15 protein-coding genes and 1 tRNA gene are annotated in these 18,366 nt (G+C 57.5%); 9 read left to right on the top strand and 7 right to left on the bottom strand.

Translation table 11 applies throughout. The features are described from left to right. The first annotated feature begins 85 nt into the window (after window positions 1-85). Window positions 86-1,217, top strand: a protein-coding gene (gene prfB, locus HEP89_RS20725; RefSeq protein WP_152510645.1) for a peptide chain release factor 2 whose coding sequence is annotated in 2 segments (ribosomal slippage) — window positions 86-151 and window positions 153-1,217 — 1,131 coding nt in all. Because the reading frame shifts where the segments join, the coding sequence is not laid out codon by codon here. 71 nt (window positions 1,218-1,288) lie between these two features. Here prfB and HEP89_RS20730 read toward each other — a convergent pair. The 3 genes from HEP89_RS20730 to bcp form a co-directional block, all read right to left on the bottom strand. Continuing rightward, window positions 1,289-2,641, bottom strand: a complete 1,353-nt coding sequence (locus HEP89_RS20730; RefSeq protein ID WP_022998406.1) for a M23 family metallopeptidase — start codon at window positions 2,639-2,641, stop codon at window positions 1,289-1,291. A 90-nt stretch (window positions 2,642-2,731) separates the two neighbouring features. Next, a complete protein-coding gene (locus tag HEP89_RS20735; protein ID WP_168693488.1) occupies window positions 2,732-3,565 on the bottom strand; it encodes a ferritin-like domain-containing protein in 834 nt (277 codons plus the stop codon). Between the two features lie 35 nt (window positions 3,566-3,600). After that, window positions 3,601-4,068 carry a thioredoxin-dependent thiol peroxidase gene (bcp, locus tag HEP89_RS20740; RefSeq protein WP_062491612.1) on the bottom strand — a complete coding sequence of 156 codons (468 nt, stop codon included), beginning with the start codon at window positions 4,066-4,068 and terminating at the stop codon, window positions 3,601-3,603. Between the two features lie 245 nt (window positions 4,069-4,313). Here bcp and HEP89_RS20745 point away from each other — a divergent pair, with 245 nt between their 5' ends. After that, on the top strand, window positions 4,314-7,559 hold the full coding sequence (locus HEP89_RS20745; protein WP_208997707.1) for an AsmA-like C-terminal domain-containing protein: 3,246 nt from the start codon (window positions 4,314-4,316) through the stop codon (window positions 7,557-7,559). 128 nt (window positions 7,560-7,687) lie between these two features. Here HEP89_RS20745 and tyrS read toward each other — a convergent pair whose 3' ends face one another. After that, window positions 7,688-8,941 carry a tyrosine--tRNA ligase gene (gene tyrS, locus HEP89_RS20750; protein WP_022998410.1) on the bottom strand — a complete coding sequence of 418 codons (1,254 nt, stop codon included), beginning with the start codon at window positions 8,939-8,941 and terminating at the stop codon, window positions 7,688-7,690. Window positions 8,942-9,064: 123 nt separating this feature from the next. Next, on the bottom strand, window positions 9,065-9,283 hold the full coding sequence (locus HEP89_RS20755) for a hypothetical protein (protein WP_022998411.1): 219 nt from the start codon (window positions 9,281-9,283) through the stop codon (window positions 9,065-9,067). Between the two features lie 183 nt (window positions 9,284-9,466). Between HEP89_RS20755 and HEP89_RS20760 the strand changes: the two genes are divergently transcribed. After that, the gene (locus tag HEP89_RS20760; protein ID WP_031268405.1) at window positions 9,467-9,739 is read left to right on the top strand and encodes a hypothetical protein; all 273 of its coding nucleotides are present in this window, start codon (window positions 9,467-9,469) and stop codon (window positions 9,737-9,739) included. A gap of 110 nt (window positions 9,740-9,849) precedes the next feature. Further along, window positions 9,850-10,896, top strand: coding sequence for a P1 family peptidase (locus tag HEP89_RS20765; protein WP_168692967.1), 1,047 nt, complete (start codon window positions 9,850-9,852; stop codon window positions 10,894-10,896). Window positions 10,897-11,063: 167 nt separating this feature from the next. On the opposite strand, the gene glnA is transcribed toward HEP89_RS20765, so the two are convergent. Continuing rightward, the gene (gene glnA, locus HEP89_RS20770; protein ID WP_055656579.1) at window positions 11,064-12,473 is read right to left on the bottom strand and encodes a type I glutamate--ammonia ligase; all 1,410 of its coding nucleotides are present in this window, start codon (window positions 12,471-12,473) and stop codon (window positions 11,064-11,066) included. 127 nt (window positions 12,474-12,600) lie between these two features. After that, on the bottom strand, window positions 12,601-12,939 hold the full coding sequence (locus HEP89_RS20775) for a P-II family nitrogen regulator (RefSeq protein ID WP_006934743.1): 339 nt from the start codon (window positions 12,937-12,939) through the stop codon (window positions 12,601-12,603). A gap of 466 nt (window positions 12,940-13,405) precedes the next feature. On the opposite strand from HEP89_RS20775, the gene HEP89_RS20780 reads away from it, so the two are divergent. The 5 genes from HEP89_RS20780 (at window position 13,406) to HEP89_RS20800 (ending at window position 18,324) form a co-directional block, all read left to right on the top strand. After that, window positions 13,406-13,567: a DUF1328 family protein gene (locus HEP89_RS20780; RefSeq protein WP_031268407.1), complete on the top strand. Its 162-nt coding sequence runs from the start codon at window positions 13,406-13,408 to the stop codon at window positions 13,565-13,567. Window positions 13,568-13,636: 69 nt separating this feature from the next. Beyond that, window positions 13,637-14,683, top strand: a complete 1,047-nt coding sequence (locus HEP89_RS20785; protein ID WP_168692968.1) for a sensor histidine kinase — start codon at window positions 13,637-13,639, stop codon at window positions 14,681-14,683. A gap of 234 nt (window positions 14,684-14,917) precedes the next feature. Continuing rightward, window positions 14,918-16,537 carry a CHASE domain-containing protein gene (locus HEP89_RS20790; protein WP_168692969.1) on the top strand — a complete coding sequence of 540 codons (1,620 nt, stop codon included), beginning with the start codon at window positions 14,918-14,920 and terminating at the stop codon, window positions 16,535-16,537. Between the two features lie 75 nt (window positions 16,538-16,612). Beyond that, window positions 16,613-18,148, top strand: coding sequence for an NAD(P)H-hydrate dehydratase (locus HEP89_RS20795; protein ID WP_168692970.1), 1,536 nt, complete (start codon window positions 16,613-16,615; stop codon window positions 18,146-18,148). Window positions 18,149-18,239: 91 nt separating this feature from the next. After that, window positions 18,240-18,324, top strand: a tRNA-Leu gene (locus HEP89_RS20800). The last annotated feature ends 42 nt before the right edge of the window (window positions 18,325-18,366 follow it).

An 18,366-nucleotide genomic window follows, 5' to 3' on the forward strand; every position in this document is an offset into this window, starting at 1 on the left:
TGCTTGGGTAATGTCCCGCTCCAATTCTCGGCCCGGTGCCTCTTGCAGGAGACCGGGCCGCTTCACATCAAAAGCGAGGTATCCGATGCGCGCCGAAATGGAAGCGATCGTCGATGAAATCAAGCAGGCCATAAGCCTGCTGAGGAGGCATCTTTGACTGGGATCAGGCCGTCGTCCGACTGGAAGAGCTGAACGCCCTTTCCGAAGATCCGAACCTCTGGAATGAGCCGTCCAAGGCCCAGAAGCTGATGCGCGAGCGTCAGCAGCTTGATGACAGCATTGGTGGCATCAAGTCTCTGGAGCAGGACCTTTCCGACAATATCGAACTGATTGAACTCGGCGAGATGGAAGACGACAAGTCGGTCATTACCGATGCCGAGGAAGCGCTTCGTGGTCTCAAAGGCAAGGTCAACCAGCTGCAGCTCAATTCGCTGCTGTCCGGTGAGGCCGATGCGAACGACACGTACCTGGAAATCAACTCCGGTGCAGGCGGCACCGAGAGCCAGGACTGGGCGTCCATGTTGCTTCGCATGTACCGCCGGTGGGCGGAAAAACGGGGCTTCAAGGTTGAAGTGCTGGAATATCATGACGGTGAAGAAGCGGGCATCAAGTCCGCGACCTTGCTGATCAAGGGCGAGAATGCCTATGGCTGGCTGAAGACCGAATCGGGCGTGCATCGCCTCGTGCGGATTTCGCCCTATGACAGCAACGCCCGCCGACACACCAGCTTCTCCAGTGCCTGGGTCTATCCGGTGATTGACGATTCCATCGAGATCGACATCAATGAGAGTGATTGCCGCATTGATACCTACCGCGCCTCCGGAGCGGGTGGTCAGCACGTCAACACGACCGATTCCGCCGTGCGTATCACGCACCAGCCAACCGGTATCGTGGTGCAGTGTCAGTCCGAGCGCTCACAGCACAAGAACCGGGCAACGGCCTGGTCGATGCTGAAGGCCCGCCTTTATGAAGCGGAGTTGAAGAAGCGCGAAGAAGCGGCCAGCGCCGAAGCCGCCTCGAAAACCGACATCGGCTGGGGGCACCAGATCCGCTCTTACGTCCTTCAGCCCTATCAGTTGGTCAAGGACCTGCGCACGGGCGTTGAGAGCACGTCTCCGGGCGATGTTCTCGATGGCGATCTGGATGAATTCATGGAAGCTGCGCTGGCACAGCGCGTCTTTGGTGGAGATCCGGTCGAAGTCGCCGATATCGACTAAAGGCACAGCGGAAAATACAAATGAAAGCGGGGCCATTCGGCCCCGTTTTTTGTTCCGGGCTTGCTCACCCTTCAAAGGTCGAGTGCCGAGAAGCGATCGCCTGCCGCCAGGAAAGCTGCCGGGTTGCCGGGCTTGTCATGCCGGCGGATCTCGTAGTGGAGATGCGGACCAGTGGAGCGACCGGTGGAGCCGACATTGCCGACGAGATCGCCCGCCAGAACATGGTCGCCTTCCGATACCTGGATGCGGCTCATATGAGCATATCGGGTGACGAACCCGTTCGCATGACGGATCTCCACCATCTTGCCATATCCACCATTACGTCCCGCGCTGATCACTGTGCCGGGTGCCGTTGCGAATACGCGTGCGCCGTAAGGGGCCTTGAAGTCGATGCCAGTGTGCATGGCCAGCCGGCCCAGGAACGGATCAACCCGAGGGCCGTAGGTGCTTGACACGGAGCCGTTCCGGACCGGCCGTTTGATCGGCAGACGCAGTGCGGTAAATTTCACGCGGCGCAGAGTGTCCAGGGCTGTGTTTGCGCGGTCCAGGCGGTCTGGAAAGTTCTCGTCGTTTATCGGCTGGAACGGGCCGCCGAGGGAGGTCTTTTCACGCAGTGTGGCGTTGAGTCCGGGCGTGATAGAACGCGTGATGCGGAGGATGTCCTCAATACGGCCTTCCGTCGCGATGGTGATCGCATCGACGGCGGCCGTACTTTCTTCGTCCATCATGGAGATGTCGGCCTTTACCGCGTCGAGGGCAGCCTGTTTCTCAGAGTTTTTTTTTACGTCGGTATCCGGCGTTGCGGTATCGGTTGCCGGCTGCTGCAGAATAGCCAGAGGATCGAAGGATCTTGTGGAACCATCGCGCAATCCCAAGGCCTTTACCGGTTCCTCGATCAACTCGCTTTCGCCGCCGATTGCAGATTTGTCGCTACCATCCAGGGAAGCGAGGTTGCGCTCGTCGAGCGAAGGTTTCTCCGGGGGCAGGGGCTTGTCGTTGCTAAGGTAGATACCGACGCTTTCCGCCCTGGCAACCAGGTCGGCCACGATGGCATGGCGCTGATTGAGGTCCTGCTGCCGGCGCAGAACGTCCATTACCTGGATCTCGACGGTTTCCCTGTCGACCATCTGGCGGCTCGTCAGATTTGCAATCTCGGTACGCAGGCGGTCGATGTGGTCCTGATACTCCAGCACCAGCTCTGTTCTTTCAGCGCTGGCCTCGGCCATCATGTCACTGCGCAGGGCGTAGTAGCCAATTGTGCCTGCAACCGCCAAGGTTGCCGTCACGCAGCCGATTGCACCGCAAATAAGATGAACCGGCCTTACACTGTACGTGGTCGTCTTCTCGCCCTTTTCCAGAACCGGATGATGTGGCTCTGTCCGGGGGGCTTGATAGGTCCGCGTCGATTCTTGGCGCTGTTGCATTGTCACTCAGTCACTGCCTGCATTCTGCAAAAGATCTGAGCCTGATTAGAATTTGGTAAGGTTAATAATTCGTCTTCACGGCAGTGAAATTTATCCGATGAGAGGCGCAAGAGGCTTGTAAAAACCGGGAGTTAGTCCAGCTTCGGACCGCGCGCGATCGTTGAAGGGAGGTTTTAACGGACCCCTGAAGTGACGGCGCACGTAGCTGTGGAATGCCGACTCAGGCCTGATTCCCTGCCGGTCACACAGAAACCGGAACCACTTTGCGCCAAAGGCAACATGGTTTTTCTCGTCCCGATAGATGATGTCGAGACATTTGGCGGTGTCTTCGTCATCGATTTCGCGGGCTTTTTCGATCATCGGTGGCGTGATGTCGAGGCCTCTTGCCTCGAGTACCAACGGGATGATGGCAAGGCGGGCAGCAAGGTCGTGTCCGGTGTCCTGCGCTGCCTGCCAGAGACCGTCGTGGGCAGGCAGGTCTCCGTAGGTGGCGTCCAGTTTCGCCAGGCGCTCCTGCAGCATGGCGAAATGCTTGGCTTCCTCAAGCCCGACTCGCACCCAGTCGTCATAGTAGGACCTGGGCAGCCTGACGTGCGCGAAGCGTCCGATCAGGTCCCATGTCAGGTCCACTGCATTGAGCTCGATGTGTGCCAGGGAGTGAATCAGGGCAAGGCGGCCCGCCTTGCCCTTCAAGCTGCGTTTTGGCATGTCTCGCGGTGCAAGCAGAACAGGTTTTTCAGGCCGGCCCGGCCGATCCGGCATCGCACCATCTCTCGAGGGAGATCCGAGAGCGAGTTCACGCTGAAACCAGGCCCTGGAAACAGCATAGGCAAGCCGCACTTTTTCGGCTGTATCGGAAGCGCACACGATCGCTCGCGCTCCGGCAACCAGAGTGTGCGGCAAGTTGTCCCTTCCGGTCACCATCCAGGCGCTGCCGGTTGCCGTTTCCAGTGGGGAACTCACAGGGCCCGCGCAGCCTCAAGAACGGCATCCGCGTGCCCTGGAACTTTCACCTTGCGCCAGATCTCGGCGATCTTGCCGTCTGCACCGACGAGAAAGGTAGTGCGTTCCACACCCATGTATTTCTTGCCGTACATGGATTTTTCGACCCAGACCCCATAGGCCTCCGCGACTTCCTTTTCCGTGTCCGCCCCCAGTCTGATCGCCAGATTGTGCTTGGCGATGAACTTGTCGTGTTTGGCGGCTGTGTCAGGCGAGAGCCCGATAATGGTCACACCAAGTTTGGCAAATGCATCGGACTGTTCAGTGAAGGCAATAGCCTCCTTTGTGCAGCCCGGTGTGTCATCCTTGGGATAAAAATACACTACGACGGGTTTTCCTTTGAGGGCGCTCAGCGACACCTTGTTGCCGCCATCCCCTTCCAGTTCGAAATCCGGTGCGACATCCCCGACGGCCAATTCGCTCATCATGCCTTCCTTCTGTCAAAGTTTGTGCGTTAATGCCGGTTTCCGGCTGCGTCTACAATGGCTGCGGTCGCTTTTAGCAAAGCTTTCGCAGTATCATCAATCGCTCAGCGACTCGTCCGGAGCTGTAGTGAGGTAACCAGGCGCTTTGCTCCGAACCCGAACCCAAGCGCCTGTCTTACGCATGCAGGCGAAAGATTGGATTGACGTATTTGCCTAAAACCGGCGGATCTCAGGACACGGCCAAAGTGACGCCGAAAAAACGCAAGCGCTTGCGCTACGTCTTCGCCGCCGTTCTGGTTGGTTTTCTTGTCGGCATCGCCATTCTGTTTGCAACCGGGCCGGTGCACATTCCGCTTCTAGGCAGCCTGCTGGCCTATCAAGGCACCCGAGGGCAGGTTGAACTTTCCATTGGCAGCGCAAGTGTCGATTTTACTGCGCCGGACGGCATCAATATCCTGATTTCGGATGCCAGGGCGGAGATCGCCGGTGGGTCACCAGTAAGCATCAGTCTTCCTGAACTGACTGCGCCGCTGAACCGGGATGCACTGCTCTCCGGCAAGCTCCATTTTTCGTCTCTAATCCTGACAAGGCCCCATGTGCGGATTGTCCTGGCTGGCGGGCCGGCGAAGTTTCCGGAAATGGGGCCGCTCATGGAAGCCGTCGACAGGGTCAGCGATGTAGTGGACGACCAGTTTGCCCGCCGAGGCCTCAGCTTCGTCAAGATCCGTGACGCTTCTTTCGAGTTGGCCGGTTCCATCCCCAGACGATACCGAGGCATTGACGCGGACATCCTGCGTGACGACAACCGCTCGATACGGGCCTTCGCGCGAGTTGCCGGCAATATCTCCACCTGGCGACTGGAGCTTGCGCGCAACGCACCGCCGGGTGCGAATGCCAAGAGCATCGGGGTCGTGGTCAACGGAATCACCCTTGCCGAACTGCTGGGGCCAAACGCGAAATCAGTGCAGGGCAAGGGGCTGGGACTTCCGGCCTCCGCCAAAATCGAGAGCAGACTGACAGGCGATGGCAAGTTCGTCTCCGCCAATGCGGTTGCGCGTGTGCGCAACGGCTGGTTCCAGCTTGGCAAGACACTGGTCGCATTTGACGATGCAGCACTGTCCCTGTTGTTCGAGGCGGGACAAGACGCAATTGAAATTACCAGTTCGCACGTCATTCGCGGCAATTCACGCATCTTCTTCACGGGGTCTGTTTCGCCGGTTGCTGGTGATAGTCCGGAGTGGCAGATCAATCTGGATTCGGAATATCCGCAGTTCGGTTCAGCCGATGTTCCCGAAGAGCCGCATATGCTGGACGGCGTCCAGATTCGTGCGCGTTTCGATCCGCTTGAAAAATTGCTCTCCGTCGACCGCTTCACGGCTCGCTCTGGCAAGGCCGTCGTGCATGGTGTCGCCTCGCTGCAGATTACACCGGAAGGACCTTATCTGGCGCTGGCCGCTGATGGGGAGTTGATACCGGTTGCAGTGGCAAAGCAGCTCTGGCCGATCACGCTTGTGCCGCCGGCGCGCCGCTGGATCATCGAACGCCTGAAAGGCGGCTTGATCGAGACCGTTTCCTATACGGGTGCGCTCCGCCCGCCGGCATTTGATCCGCGGGATCCGGACCCGGGCTGGGCGGGGGACGACATGCGCCTGGACATGACGTTTTCCGATGGTGCAGTGACGCCTGTTGGGGACGTTCCGCAGATTGATGGCCTCGACGGTACGCTCACAATTGAAAACGAGACACTGACCGTGACCGCGACAGGCGGAACGGCGACGGCCTCAAGTGGCGGCGAGGTTACCCTGCCGGATGGTGTCTTCGCGATCCAGAACCTGCCTTTGCGGGACGGCAAGATGGCAAGCGTGAAGACCCGCATGGAGGGATCGGCGAGCGACCTTGGTGCGATGGTCAACAGTGCGCCTTTCCGCGTGCTGGACCGGGCTGATCTCAAGAATGATGGCGTCGAAGGGGCGGGAGAACTTGAAATCACGGCTTCGTTTCCCTTGGGCAATGAAATCGATCTTGCCGATATCGACTGGCAGGCGACAGGCCGTCTGACGAATTTCTCGGACAGCAATCCGATCATGGGGCACACGGTGCGCAAGTCGGATGTTGCGCTGGAGGCCAACAAGGATCAGGTCGCGATTACCGGCAAGGGGATACTCGACGGATTGCAGGCCGATATCGACCTTGTGGTGCCCTTGGGCGAATCCGGTGTTGCGGCACGACAGGATGTTGTTGTTGCGCTCAACGCGAAGCAGCTGAAAGAGAAGGGGGTGGATCTGACCGCCTTTCTCCAAGGCAACATGACGTTGAGCGTTACAAAGGTCAGCGACGGACAGGAATTCGTCATCGACCTGAAACAGACGGATGTCCGGCTGCAGGCGCTCGGCTGGCAAAAAGCCAAGGGTGTTCCCGCAACGGCGTCTTTCAAGCTGGTTGAAACGGACACACAGCGCCGCGTGAAGGATTTCAAGCTGGTATCAGAGGGCGTCGATGTTGCCGGTTCGATGCAACTGTCGATGGCCGGCGATCTTGTCAGCGCATCGTTCAATACATTCAAGCTGCGCCCGGGCGACAATGTCGAAGTCGATATCCAGAAGGCGACAGACGGACGTTATGACATCATCTTCGCCGGATCTTCCTTTGACGGACGCGGCCTGATCAAGAGCATGCGGAGCCCCGGCGGCAGCAAGGGAGCCGGTGACTTTTCGGGCGGTGCAAGAATTGCCGCCAATATTGACCGTGTAACCGGGTTCAACAATCAGGCGATCGAGAAATTCTCGGGCAAGATCGATACCGGTGCCAAGGGACTGGTCTCTGCGGACTTGAAGGGACTTGTGAACGGCCGTGCGAATTTCGAATTCACGGTGACGGACCAGGGCGGCACGCAGGCGGCAATTGGCCGTTTTGCAAACACAGGCGCAACACTGCGTTTTCTCGACCTCTACAAGCGTATGCGCGGTGGAACCGGGGTCCTGAATGTGGCGATGGCCGACGAGAACAGCTGGGTCGGCGATTTCAACGTACGCTCACTGCGGATCACGGAAGATCCGGCCATTCAGCGTATTCGCGAGCAGAACCGTTCCAATCGCATCCCGGACGGGCGTGCGATCAATACCAACGAAGCTGCGGACACCGCCAGTTTCGAAACGCTGGATATCAATTTCTCACGGGAAGGCGAATTGCTGACCATCAGTCGCGGGGCTCTCCAAGGCAACGCACTGGGAGGAACTGTCAGCGGCTCTGTGGATCTGTCGCAGCAGACGCTCAACCTTACCGGTACCTTCGTGCCGATCTACGCTCTCAACAATTTCTTCGCCAAGATCCCGCTGTTGGGCTTTGCGCTCGGCGGCAATTCCGGAGAAGGCCTGATCGGTGTGACCTATCGCTTGTCTGGTTCGGTGTCCGACCCGGTGCTGTCGGTCAACCCGATTTCGGCGATAGCACCAGGCATTTTCCGCAAGATGTTCGAGTTTCAGGCGAACTGAGCAATCGCACCAGCCAATGTCTGGCGAACCAATTTTCTGCCGAAGGCCTTTGTTCCTGTCACTCTTATTGCCGAACAAAAAAAGCCGGGCGGTGCCCGGCTTTTTTGTCAGTTCTGGAGTGCCTCTGCTCAGACCGGCTTCAGGAGCACGTGCTTTTTCTTGCCGAGCGACAGTTTGACGATGCCGTCGCCGGTCAGATCAGCAAGCGTGATCTGGCGCTTGTCGTCCTGCTCGCCCTTGTCGTTGATCTTGACCGCGCCACCCTTGATGTTGCGGCGGACGTCTCCATTCGAGGCGCACAGGCCCGCACTCACGAATGCGGATAGCACACCTATGCCGGCTTCCAGTTCGGCCTTGGCAATTTCTACCGTTGGCAGGCCTTCGGCGGATTGGCCTTCTTCAAATGCCTTGCGGGCGGTCTCGGCAGCAGCTTCAGCGTTTTCCCGACCATGGATCAGGGCAGTCGCTTCCGTTGCCAGTATCTTCTTGGCCTCGTTGATCTCCGAGCCTTGCAGTGCCGCAAGACGGGCGATTTCGTCCATTGGAAGAACTGTGAAGAGCTTCATGAAACGCTCCACGTCGGCGTCTTCCGTGTTTCGCCAGTATTGCCAGTAGTCATAGGCGGAAAGCTGCTCTTCGTTGAGCCACACAGCGCCGGCGGCAGTCTTGCCCATCTTTGCACCCGACGACGTGGTCAGAAGCGGAGAGGTGAGGGCAAAGGCTTCGACTTCTGCCAGACGGCGAACGAGATCGGTGCCGGACAGGATGTTGCCCCACTGGTCGGATCCGCCCATCTGTAGTCGGCAACCGGTGCGACGGTAAATCTCCAGATAGTCGTAGCCCTGCAGGAGCATGTAGTTGAATTCGAGAAAGGACAGATGCTGTTCGCGTTCCAGACGCAGGCGCACGCTGTCGCGCTGGATCATCTGGTTGACCGAGAAATGCCGGCCGATGTCGCGAAGGAAGTCAACGTAATTGAGCTTCAGAAGCCAGTCCGCATTGTCCAGCATGATGGCGTCTGTCGGGCCGTCACCGAAGGTGAGAAGTTTCTCGAAGACCTTGCGGATGCCGGCCTTGTTATCCTCAATCAGCTCTTCGGTGAGCATTTTTCGGGATTCGTCCTTGCCGGACGGATCACCGACGCGCGTGGTGCCGCCGCCCATGAGGGCAATCGGACGGTGGCCGGTCTTCTGAAACCAGTGCAGCATCATGATCGGTACGAGAGACCCGGCATGAAGGCTCGGTGCGGTGCAATCGAAACCAATGTAGGCCGTTACGGTTTCTTTCGCGCAAAGCTCGTCCAGGCCCTTCGGGTCCGAGATCTGATGAATGAAACCGCGTTCTGAAAGAACGTTTAGAAAGTCCGATTTGAACTCGCTCATAGTCGCCTGTCCGTCCGTCTTGTGTGCCTGCCGGCATTCCTGCGGTCGTGCTCTAGCGCGTGCCGCAGGACTTGTAAATTGCGCCTGCCGGAAAATCAGGACGCTGCAGCGCTCTGCCGCTGGTTAGTTGCCGACCTGGCCGTTGGCGCGCACCTTCACACAGACGAATTTCAATTCGCCCCCCTCCCAGGCAAGGCGCATGCCTTCCGAGAGTGTCCGTGGAACGGCTTCGCTCAGTGCGGCCTGACATTCCGCTTCATCCTGAAAAGTGCCTTCATCGGCGACTGGCCAGACATTGGGACCGCTCAAAAGCTGAATGGATACGGCCATAATCACCCACATGGATAACTCCTACTTATTTGTGAGACCCCAGGTCCCGGACATTTTCCCAACACACTCCGGCACACACTCTGGCGAAAGTGACGCAGCGTGATCACAGTCACAGCCAACATAGCGGGCGGCGCCTACATTCAATTCATCAGCAGCGCAACGAAAGCCGCTGTTCAACAATTGAAAGGAGCCGTCATGTTTCGCAAGTTTGCAATAGCCGCCGTCGCAGTCGCCACCATGGCAACCGCTGCTGTCACCATTACCCCGAACGAAGCTCATGCCAAGAACCGTCATGGTGGCGCGATTGCTGCAGGTGCCATCATCGGCCTTGCTGCCGGCGCTATCATCGCCTCCCAGGCTCAGCCGCGCTACTACCAGCCGGTCCGTTGCCAGAACCGGCCCGTGACCCGCTGGAGCCCTTACCATGGTCGGTATATCGTCGTCGGTTACCAGCGCGTCTGTTACTGATCTCATCCACAGCACAAGCGAATGGCCTCCTTCGGGAGGCTTTTTCGTCTTGAGATTTGGTTGAACCTCCTTTTCAACACGGGACAGTGAAATTATTCGTCCGGTGTTCCATGTCTTCCTTTCCCTCGCTCTCTCGCACTCGCGTTCATGGCCTCATATGCGGCACTCTGGAACCCGGCCCCCTGAATACCCTTGCGGACATCGATGGTATTGCGGTTGGGCACAGAACCATGTGCGAGGGCGACCTCAGAACCGGTTTCACGGCAATTGTGCCGCATCCGGGCAATCTCTTTCGCGAGAAACTTCCTGCCGCCGTCGAGGTGATCAACGGCTTCGGAAAGAGTGCTGGTTTGATACAGGTCGATGAACTCGGGACGCTGGAAACGCCGATCCTTCTGACCAACACCTTTGGCGTTGGAACCGGTGTGAACGCGCTCATCCGCCGGGCAATTGCCGAAAATCCAGAAATAGGCCGTTCCACAGGCACCATCAATCCCGTGGTGATGGAGTGCAATGACGGCTACCTGAGCGATATTCAGGCAATGGCCTTGAGCGAAGCCGATGCGGAAGCGGCTCTGAAGGCTGCAGGTTCGACGGTGGAGCAAGGCAGCGTCGGGGCAGGGACGGGCATGAGCGCGTTCGGCTTCAAAGGCGGTATCGGTTCGGCCTCGCGCGTCTTTGAACTTGGAGGCCGTCAGCACAGACTTGCCGCCCTGGTGCTTGCCAATTTCGGTCGCCCCGGAGACCTTGTCCTGCCGGATGGACGCAGACCGCATCCCAAGGAGGCGCGCCATAGCGAAGAACGCGGTTCGGTCATCGTTGTTCTGGCGACTGATGTGCCTCTTGAAAGCCGGCAACTGAAACGCATTGCCCGCAGAGCCGGGGCGGGTTTGGCGCGTCTGGGTGCCTACTACGGCAATGGAAGCGGCGATATCGCACTTGCCTTTTCAACTGCCTGCAAGATTGCCCATTTCGAGGAAGGTGATTTCATCGTTCGCGATATTCTCAAGGAAGACAAGATCGATGTCCTGTTTCACGCAGCAGCTGAAACGACGCAGGAGGCTGTACTCAATGCGATGATTGCGTCTCCCGCCATGCGTGGGCGGGGGCGTAGCAAACGGCCGTCTCTTGCCGATTGGCTTGACGGGCGCGCCTAGGTCGCTCGCGATTTTCTCGTGGGGCTTGTCAGGCTGGCCAAGGCTGCTTGAGGAACCGTCGGTGGTAACCCACTCACTCTTGCGCTGAGACATGGAAAGCGGGTTGCTCGGAAAACAAAAAGGCCGGGCAAATGCCCGGCCTTTCCGCTTGTTTGAACCCGAAGGGATCAGACAGAGTAGTACATGTCGAATTCGACCGGGTGCGGGGTCATTTCGAAACGCTCGACTTCTTCCATCTTCAGTTCGATGTAAGCGTCGATCTGGTCGTCGTCGAATACGCCGCCGGCTTTCAGGAACTCACGGTCTGCATCGACTGCTTCCAGTGCTTCGCGCAGGGAGCCGCAAACGGTCGGGATTTCTGCAAGCTCTTCGGCCGGAAGGTCGTAGAGGTTCTTGTCCATCGCGTCGCCCGGGTGGATCTTGTTCTTGATCCCGTCGAGGCCGGCCATCAGCAGAGCGGAGAAGCAGAGGTACGGGTTCGCGGACGGATCCGGGAAGCGAACTTCAACGCGCTTAGCCTTCGGAGAAGCAGTGAACGGAATACGGCAGGAAGCCGAACGGTTACGCGAGGAATAGGCCAGCAGAACCGGTGCTTCGTAGCCCGGGACCAGACGCTTGTAGGAGTTGGTCGACGGGTTGGTGAAGGCGTTCAGGGCCTTGGCGTGCTTCAGGATACCACCGATGAAGTACAGGCAGCTTTCCGAAAGGTCGGCATACTGGTTGCCGGCAAAGGTCGGCTCGCCGTTGTTCCAGATGGATAGGTGGCAGTGCATGCCGGTGCCGTTGTCACCGAATACCGGCTTCGGCATGAAGGTGGACGTCTTGCCGTAGGCATGTGCGACCTGGTGGACGACATACTTGTACTTCTGCATGTTGTCGGCGCAACGGGTCAGGTGGTCGAACTTCATGCCGAGTTCGTGCTGTGCAGCAGCCACTTCGTGGTGATGCTTTTCGGTCGGAACGCCCATTTCGGCCATGACGGACAGCATTTCGGAACGGATGTCCTGCGCGCTGTCGATCGGCGGAACCGGGAAGTAACCGCCCTTCGTGCGCGGACGGTGGCCCAGGTTGCCGGTTTCGTACTCGGAACCCATGTTGGACGGCAGTTCGGAGCTGTCGAGCATGAAGCCGGTGTTGTACGGGTCGGCAGTGAAGCGGACGTCGTCGAACATGAAGAATTCAGCTTCCGGGCCGACGAAAATGGTGTCGCCAAAGCCGCCGGACTTCACGTAGGCTTCTGCCTTCTTCGCGGTCATGCGCGGATCGCGGTTGTAGCCTTCACCGGTGACCGGGTCGACGATGTCGCAGAAGATCGCCATGGTGGACTGTGCGAAGAACGGGTCGATGTGCGCGGATTCCGGATCCAGGATCAGCATCATGTCGGACTCGTTGATGGCCTTCCAGCCTGCGATTGACGAACCGTCGAAAGCGACGCCTTCAGCGAACATGTCTTCGTCAACGAGTACTACGTCCATGGTGACGTGCTGCATTTTACCCTTAGGATCGGTAAAGCGCAGGTCGACGAATTTCACGTCTTTTTCCTGAATCTCCTTAAGGATTTCAGCGGCAGTGGTCATAATGTCCATCCCTTTAGTTTTTCATGTGAACGGTTGGGTACTGTTCCGGCCCGGCAGAGTGTCTTAAATTTGGCTCCGTTGCGTGGGACCGGAATTCGGATTGCCGGCGAATGCCGGAACGGGTGGGTCAGATAGCGTCTATGCCGGATTCACCGGTACGGATACGGACTGCTTCTTCGATATTTGAAACGAAAATCTTGCCGTCGCCAATGCGGCCTGTTTGCGCAGCGGATCTGATTGCGTCAACGGCTTTCTCGACCATGTCGTCGCCAAGTACAATTTCCACTTTCACCTTCGGCAGGAAATCCACGACATATTCAGCGCCGCGATAGAGTTCCGTGTGGCCTTTCTGACGGCCGAAGCCCTTGGCTTCCGTAACGGTGATGCCCTGGAGACCGACCTCTTGCAGAGCTTCTTTGACCTCGTCCAATTTGAAGGGTTTGATGATCGCTTCGATCTTTTTCATCACCTTGTGTCTCTCTCCACTTTTAAGGCCGGATAATTTCGGCGTGCCCTTTTCCGATCCTGCGGGACAAAACGACCCGGTCGGGCCCGGAAGGGACCGTTGCAAGCTATAAAGCACGATGTGTGCCAAACGGCCATGACAACCCGTAAATTTTACCCGCGCTGGGAAATCCGCCACTAAAAGCGGCAAATTCCAACAGCGGGGTGGTGGTCAGTCGCCTATCACATTTGTCATATGATCACAAAATAAGCAAAGAGCCTAAAAAATAGGCGGAATCTTAGCAATCGGATGAGATTGCCCTGCTCAGTGGTTGCATGATTTTGCACAATCTCAAGTCAATCGACAGTTCCAGCCGGCGCTGCTGGGTGCGTTGCTCCGATGTACGGGCAGTTCCTGGCTGATTTCCGGAATGAGGAACCATCCCCGCCCTTACGCGTTGCAAAAGAACTGGAATATGGAGACGGCTATGCTTTTCTACGCTTTGGCTGTGGTGGCCATTGCTCTCGTCGCAGGTTTGTTCGGGTTTTTTGGAATGGCGGGCATGTCGGCTTCGATTGCACAAATCTTGATCGGGCTGTTCCTTGCAGTTTTTGTGCTTTCCCTGATTGCGGGCATGCTACGAAGGTAGCAACGAATATCCTGGACCCACGAAACGCCATCGGGGTTCGCTTCTTTTGAGTTTAATGTGAGGTTATCCGTGCGCAGGCTCACATGGCATAACGCCAGCCAGTCTGATGAGCAGCTTCGAGAATATCTCATTCTCGCATTGCTTCGTTCGCGTGCCTGCGTCACCTTGCAGGACGATGCGTTGCAATATCTTTATATCGCGAACCTGCCTCACATATGGTCGGTGCCCGAGGGAGAGACCCCGAAGGACGAAACGGTCTTCGGTCATTCCGTGGGCAGGCAGCTCGACGACGCCAAGAAGGTAGTGCTGGAGACGGGGCGGTCGGAAAAGCTCGAGGTGATGGCTGACGGTGGCCACGTTTTCGAGATCCACATCGAAACGATTTCCGGTGTTGGAGGCATCATCCAGGTGCTGACAACCATTGTCGATGTCACGGAAAGCCGCCGACGAGAGCAGGCCCTCAAGGATTTGCTGCTGGAAGTCAGTCACAGATCGAAGAACCTTTTGGCTGTCATCCAGAGCCTGGCAGGTCAGTCCGCTCGCTACGCCGGGTCGCTCGAGCAGTTTCTTGCCGAGTTTCAGGGGCGGATCTTTTCCCTTTCAAATTCACAGGATCTTGTGACGGAAGCTGACTGGTTCGGTGTTCGCCTGTTCGATCTTGCCCGAGCTCAACGCGCGCTGTTTGATTCAAAGCGGGTCATTCCCATCTCCATGACGGGCGAAAACCCTTTGCTGACCCCCAATGCTGCGCTTTACATCGGCTTGGGCTTGCATGAATTGATCGCCGCAACACTGGACGTCGGCTGGGCTTCGGCTGACCAGGGAATATTGCTCACCTGCAAAACGGTGATGAGGCAGGGCCGGTTGTGCCTCGTTCTCAACTGGAATGCAGGAGAGAGGGGCAGGGTAGACACCAAAAAGGCGCTTGCCGCAGGTGAAGCAGATGGCGACAGAACCGCATTTTCTGCCTTGCTACTCGAAACAGTGCTGCCTCAATCCTTGAGCGGTTCTGCCGAATTGAGCATCTCCCCTGACGGAATAGATTACAGCATGGTGTTTCCGAAGACTGAGTACAACGTTCGGCGGGAAGTGGGTGAAGACCTGCTCCGGGCTTGAATTCTGCGTTAAAATTCTTCACTGGTCGCAGTAACTCATTCGGCTGGTCGACGGTTGTAGGGCGTTCTCGGAATGGTTGTTTTTAAATACTTCAATGAATATTGAAATTAACAAATGTTATGATGATATTTTGAAATTTGTTGTTGGTTCTACAGGTGATTTTTGTTGCTTGCATCGTGAAAACTTCCTAATTCTGTTTTCTCCATACCTTCTTCCCGGATCAGGCCCGCGGTGATGAAAAGACACATTCCCCTTCTTGTGTTCGTGATAAGTGCCGCTATCGGCCTGTCGCTGACCTACGTCATTCTGGACAGGGAGCGAGCGGTTGAGCGGCGGGAATTCGAAATACTCGCAGAAGAGGCGGTCGACCGGATCCGCGGGCGCACCGAGCAGAACTTTTCTCTCATTGCGGCGACGCATTCGTTTTTCGAGGCGGATGGCGGAGCCATGTCGAGGGCCAAATTCCAGAGCTTTGCCCTTGGCCTGTTCCTGAAGGGGCATTTGTCCGGCATGCAGGGTATCGGCTTTGCCAAGCTGATGCAGACCGGCAGGGAAGATGAAGCAAGCCTGGCATTGCAGCAGAATTACGAACTGGAACGTCAGGTCTGGCCCGAGACGGACCAGGCGCATCGTACCCCCATCATACTTCTTGAACCGCTGGACCTGCGAAACAAGGCTGCACTCGGCTTCGACATGTTCAGTGACGAAACCCGTCGCAAGGCCATGCTGGCGTCCGCAGACACCTTCACAGTCAAGGTATCAGCCCCTGTCATGCTGGTTCAGGAAATCACGGAGGAGAAGCAGACGGGATTCCTGGCGTATCTCCCGCTGGCAAGTGAAGAGGAAGCTGCCGGAGAAAAACTGAACGGCGAAGAAAGCATCCAGGGCTTTGTCTATGCGCCTTTCCGTGCCGGGGACCTGCACAAGGCTGCCCTGACTTCTCCGACCCCGGTACCGGTTCTTGTCAACACGACCGACGTGACGGACGAGCAGCCGGAGCACCTGTACACCTCTGAAGACTATGAGGCGCGCGCCGCGGAAGCTGAAAATCTCGTGACGCGGCAGATAGAAGTCGGCGGACGGGTTTGGGAAATCTCCGTTATCGAAGCTGCTTCAAAGGACAACGCCTTTCTTTATTGGCGTACCTTCATGCTCGGGTCGATATCTTTGCTTTTCTCCGCTGCGCTCGCGGTTTCGATTCGCTCCCGCCTGCGGGCGAGAGAGGCTAATCAGCGCCTGAAGGAAATGTCTGAAAAGACGATCCAGGAAAAGGATCTGATGCTTCAGGAAATGAAGCACCGGATCAAGAATTCAATTGCCCGCATTCTCGCGATTGCTCGCCAGACCGCCGGTGCCTCCGAAAGCCTGGAGGAATTCAACGATTCGTTCAGCTCTCGCCTGCAGGCCATGGCGAATGCGCAGGATCTGTTGACCCGGTCCAGGTGGTCGAAGGCGGACTTGAAAGCATTGCTTCTGCAGGAACTGGAGCAGGTCTTTGGTGAGGGGGCAAAGGGCATCAAGCTTGCAGGTCCGGCCGTTCAACTGAACGAGACCGGCACCCATGCGCTCGGTCTGGTGTTTCACGAGCTTGCGACAAACGCGATGAAATATTCCGATGTCTTTGCTGATGGCGGACGCTTCGAGGTTATCTGGAAGGTCTTGCCTGCCAAAAAAGGCAAGCAGCTTGAGCTCGACTGGCTTGAGGAGACCGGAAAAGTGATTGAAGCTCCGAAAAATTTTGGCTTCGGCAGCAGGCTCATGGAAGCGCTGGTGGCTGGTGAGATGAATGGCAAGATCGATCGGCAGTTCACCGAGAAGGGTGTCGCCATTCGGATTTCCGTGCCTCTGGTCTGAGAATCGGCTGCTGGGCCATGATTTGCCCGAGTGCATTCTCAAGCGCCGTTTGAACATGGAAGGGACTGCCTAAAAATGAGCCAGCATGGCACGGCCCTGGATTATGTGTTGCTGACCCCGCAGGAGATGGCGAAAGCCGATCGACTGACCATTGAGGGGGGTGTTCCAGGTATCGAACTCATGGAGCGGGCCGGCCAGGCTGTGGCACGTGCTGCGGCGCGGATGGTTCCGGCTTCAGGTCGGATAGTCATTCTATGCGGTCCCGGCAACAATGGCGGTGACGGTTTCATTGCGGCGCGTTGTCTGGCGTCAGCCGGATACGACGTTGATGTCAGGTTGCTCAAAGCGCCCGATGCTCTGAAGGGGGATGCGCTTGAAGCCTTTCGGCGCATGGGGCTTTCTTATGCACTTTCTGTTGAAGGCGATCATATCGCGAGCGATCTAGGCGCTTTGTTGGATGGCGCCGATCTGATCGTGGATGCTCTCTTCGGGGCTGGGCTGGACCGCGCTTTAGGTGGTGCCGCCGAAGCTTTGGTGAAAGCTGTCAACAATTGCGGCGCACCTGTTCTTGCGGTAGATCTTCCATCCGGAGTTCAAGGCGCAGACGGTGTTGTCTGTGGTGAGGCTGTCAGTGCGCAAGAGACGGTCACGTTCTTTCGGCAAAAGCCGGGGCATTTGCTTTATCCCGGTCGTCAAGCCTGCGGCCGGGTTACAGGTGCGCAGATTGGCATCGATGTAACCGTTCTCGATCAAATCGCGCCCGATACTTTTATCAATGGGCCGGACCTCTGGCTTGACCATTGGCCACAAGTCGCGCCGACCGGTCACAAATATTCCAAAGGACATGCGGTTGTCTTTGGCGGTCCGGTCACGGCAACTGGCGCTGCGCGGTTGTCGGCTGGCGCTGCGCTGCGGGCGGGGGCGGGGCTCGTAACATTGGCGTCACCGCCGGATGCGCTTCTGGTCAACGCAAGCCATCTGACGGCGGTAATGCTGAAGAAGATTGCCTCTGAAAACGGTATTCGCGATCTCTTGTCGGACAAGCGCCTCAACGCGGTACTGATCGGTCCGGGTTATGGTGTTGGTGAAAAGACCCGATCTGCGGTAGCGGAGATCCTGGACTGTAACCGGGCAAGCGTATTCGATGCCGATGGTCTGACGAGTTGCGCCGTTGATCGCGCACCGTTTTTCGAAAGCATCAGGTCGCATAAGGCGGCGGTCGTTCTGACGCCGCATGAGGGAGAGTTTGCTCGCCTTTTCCCGGAACTTGCAGGTAGCAAGCTGACCCGTGCCAGGGAGGCAGCACGAATGTCCGGCGCTGTCGTGATTCTGAAGGGGCCGGACAGCGTTGTCGCTGCGCCGGATGGGCGTGCGGCAATCAATTGCAACGCACCTTCATGGCTTGCAACGGCCGGGTCTGGTGATGTGCTTGCCGGAATTGTAGTTGGTCTGCTTGCGCAGGGTGTTTCCGGCTTCGAGGCGGCCGCAATGGCTGTCTGGCTACATGGCGAAGCTGGCCGGGAGGCCGGGCCGGGGCTGATCGCAGAAGATCTTGAGAGTGCCCTGAAACCCGCGCTTCGCGCACTTGTGGAGAAATCCGATTTACGGTGAGGCAGGGCAATGCTTTTTCCTTTGACGGGAAAATCAGCGATGCTATAGAGGCCCCGCTTCAATCGCAGGGTGGTTTGCCACTTGTTGCGACGCGGATGTGGTGAAATTGGTAGACACGCCAGATTTAGGTTCTGGTGCCGCAAGGCGTGGGGGTTCAAGTCCCTCCATCCGCACCATTCTTCAAAGTGAATTCCGTCCTGTGCGCATTCGGCGCTTGT

It is taken from the genome of Labrenzia sp. 5N (assembly GCF_012395805.1).
Taxonomy (GTDB): Bacteria; Pseudomonadota; Alphaproteobacteria; order Rhizobiales; family Stappiaceae; genus Roseibium; species Roseibium algicola.

Excerpts from the sequence above, each read along its gene's own strand:
- HEP89_RS20775 (WP_006934743.1), bottom strand. The coding sequence starts at position 12,939 with ATGAAAAAGATCGAAGCGATCATCAAACCCTTCAAATTGGACGAGGTC.
- HEP89_RS20760 (WP_031268405.1), top strand. The coding sequence starts at position 9,467 with ATGTTTCGCAAGTTTGCAATAGCCGCCGTCGCAGTCGCCACCATGGCA.
- glnA (WP_055656579.1), bottom strand. The coding sequence starts at position 12,473 with ATGACCACTGCCGCTGAAATCCTTAAGGAGATTCAGGAAAAAGACGTG.
- HEP89_RS20735 (WP_168693488.1), bottom strand. The coding sequence starts at position 3,565 with ATGGTGACCGGAAGGGACAACTTGCCGCACACTCTGGTTGCCGGAGCG.
- bcp (WP_062491612.1), bottom strand. The coding sequence starts at position 4,068 with ATGAGCGAATTGGCCGTCGGGGATGTCGCACCGGATTTCGAACTGGAA.
- HEP89_RS20790 (WP_168692969.1), top strand. The coding sequence starts at position 14,918 with ATGAAAAGACACATTCCCCTTCTTGTGTTCGTGATAAGTGCCGCTATC.
- HEP89_RS20780 (WP_031268407.1), top strand. The coding sequence starts at position 13,406 with ATGCTTTTCTACGCTTTGGCTGTGGTGGCCATTGCTCTCGTCGCAGGT.
- HEP89_RS20755 (WP_022998411.1), bottom strand. The coding sequence starts at position 9,283 with ATGTGGGTGATTATGGCCGTATCCATTCAGCTTTTGAGCGGTCCCAAT.
- HEP89_RS20730 (WP_022998406.1), bottom strand. The coding sequence starts at position 2,641 with ATGCAACAGCGCCAAGAATCGACGCGGACCTATCAAGCCCCCCGGACA.
- HEP89_RS20795 (WP_168692970.1), top strand. The coding sequence starts at position 16,613 with ATGAGCCAGCATGGCACGGCCCTGGATTATGTGTTGCTGACCCCGCAG.
- tyrS (WP_022998410.1), bottom strand. The coding sequence starts at position 8,941 with ATGAGCGAGTTCAAATCGGACTTTCTAAACGTTCTTTCAGAACGCGGT.
- HEP89_RS20765 (WP_168692967.1), top strand. The coding sequence starts at position 9,850 with ATGTCTTCCTTTCCCTCGCTCTCTCGCACTCGCGTTCATGGCCTCATA.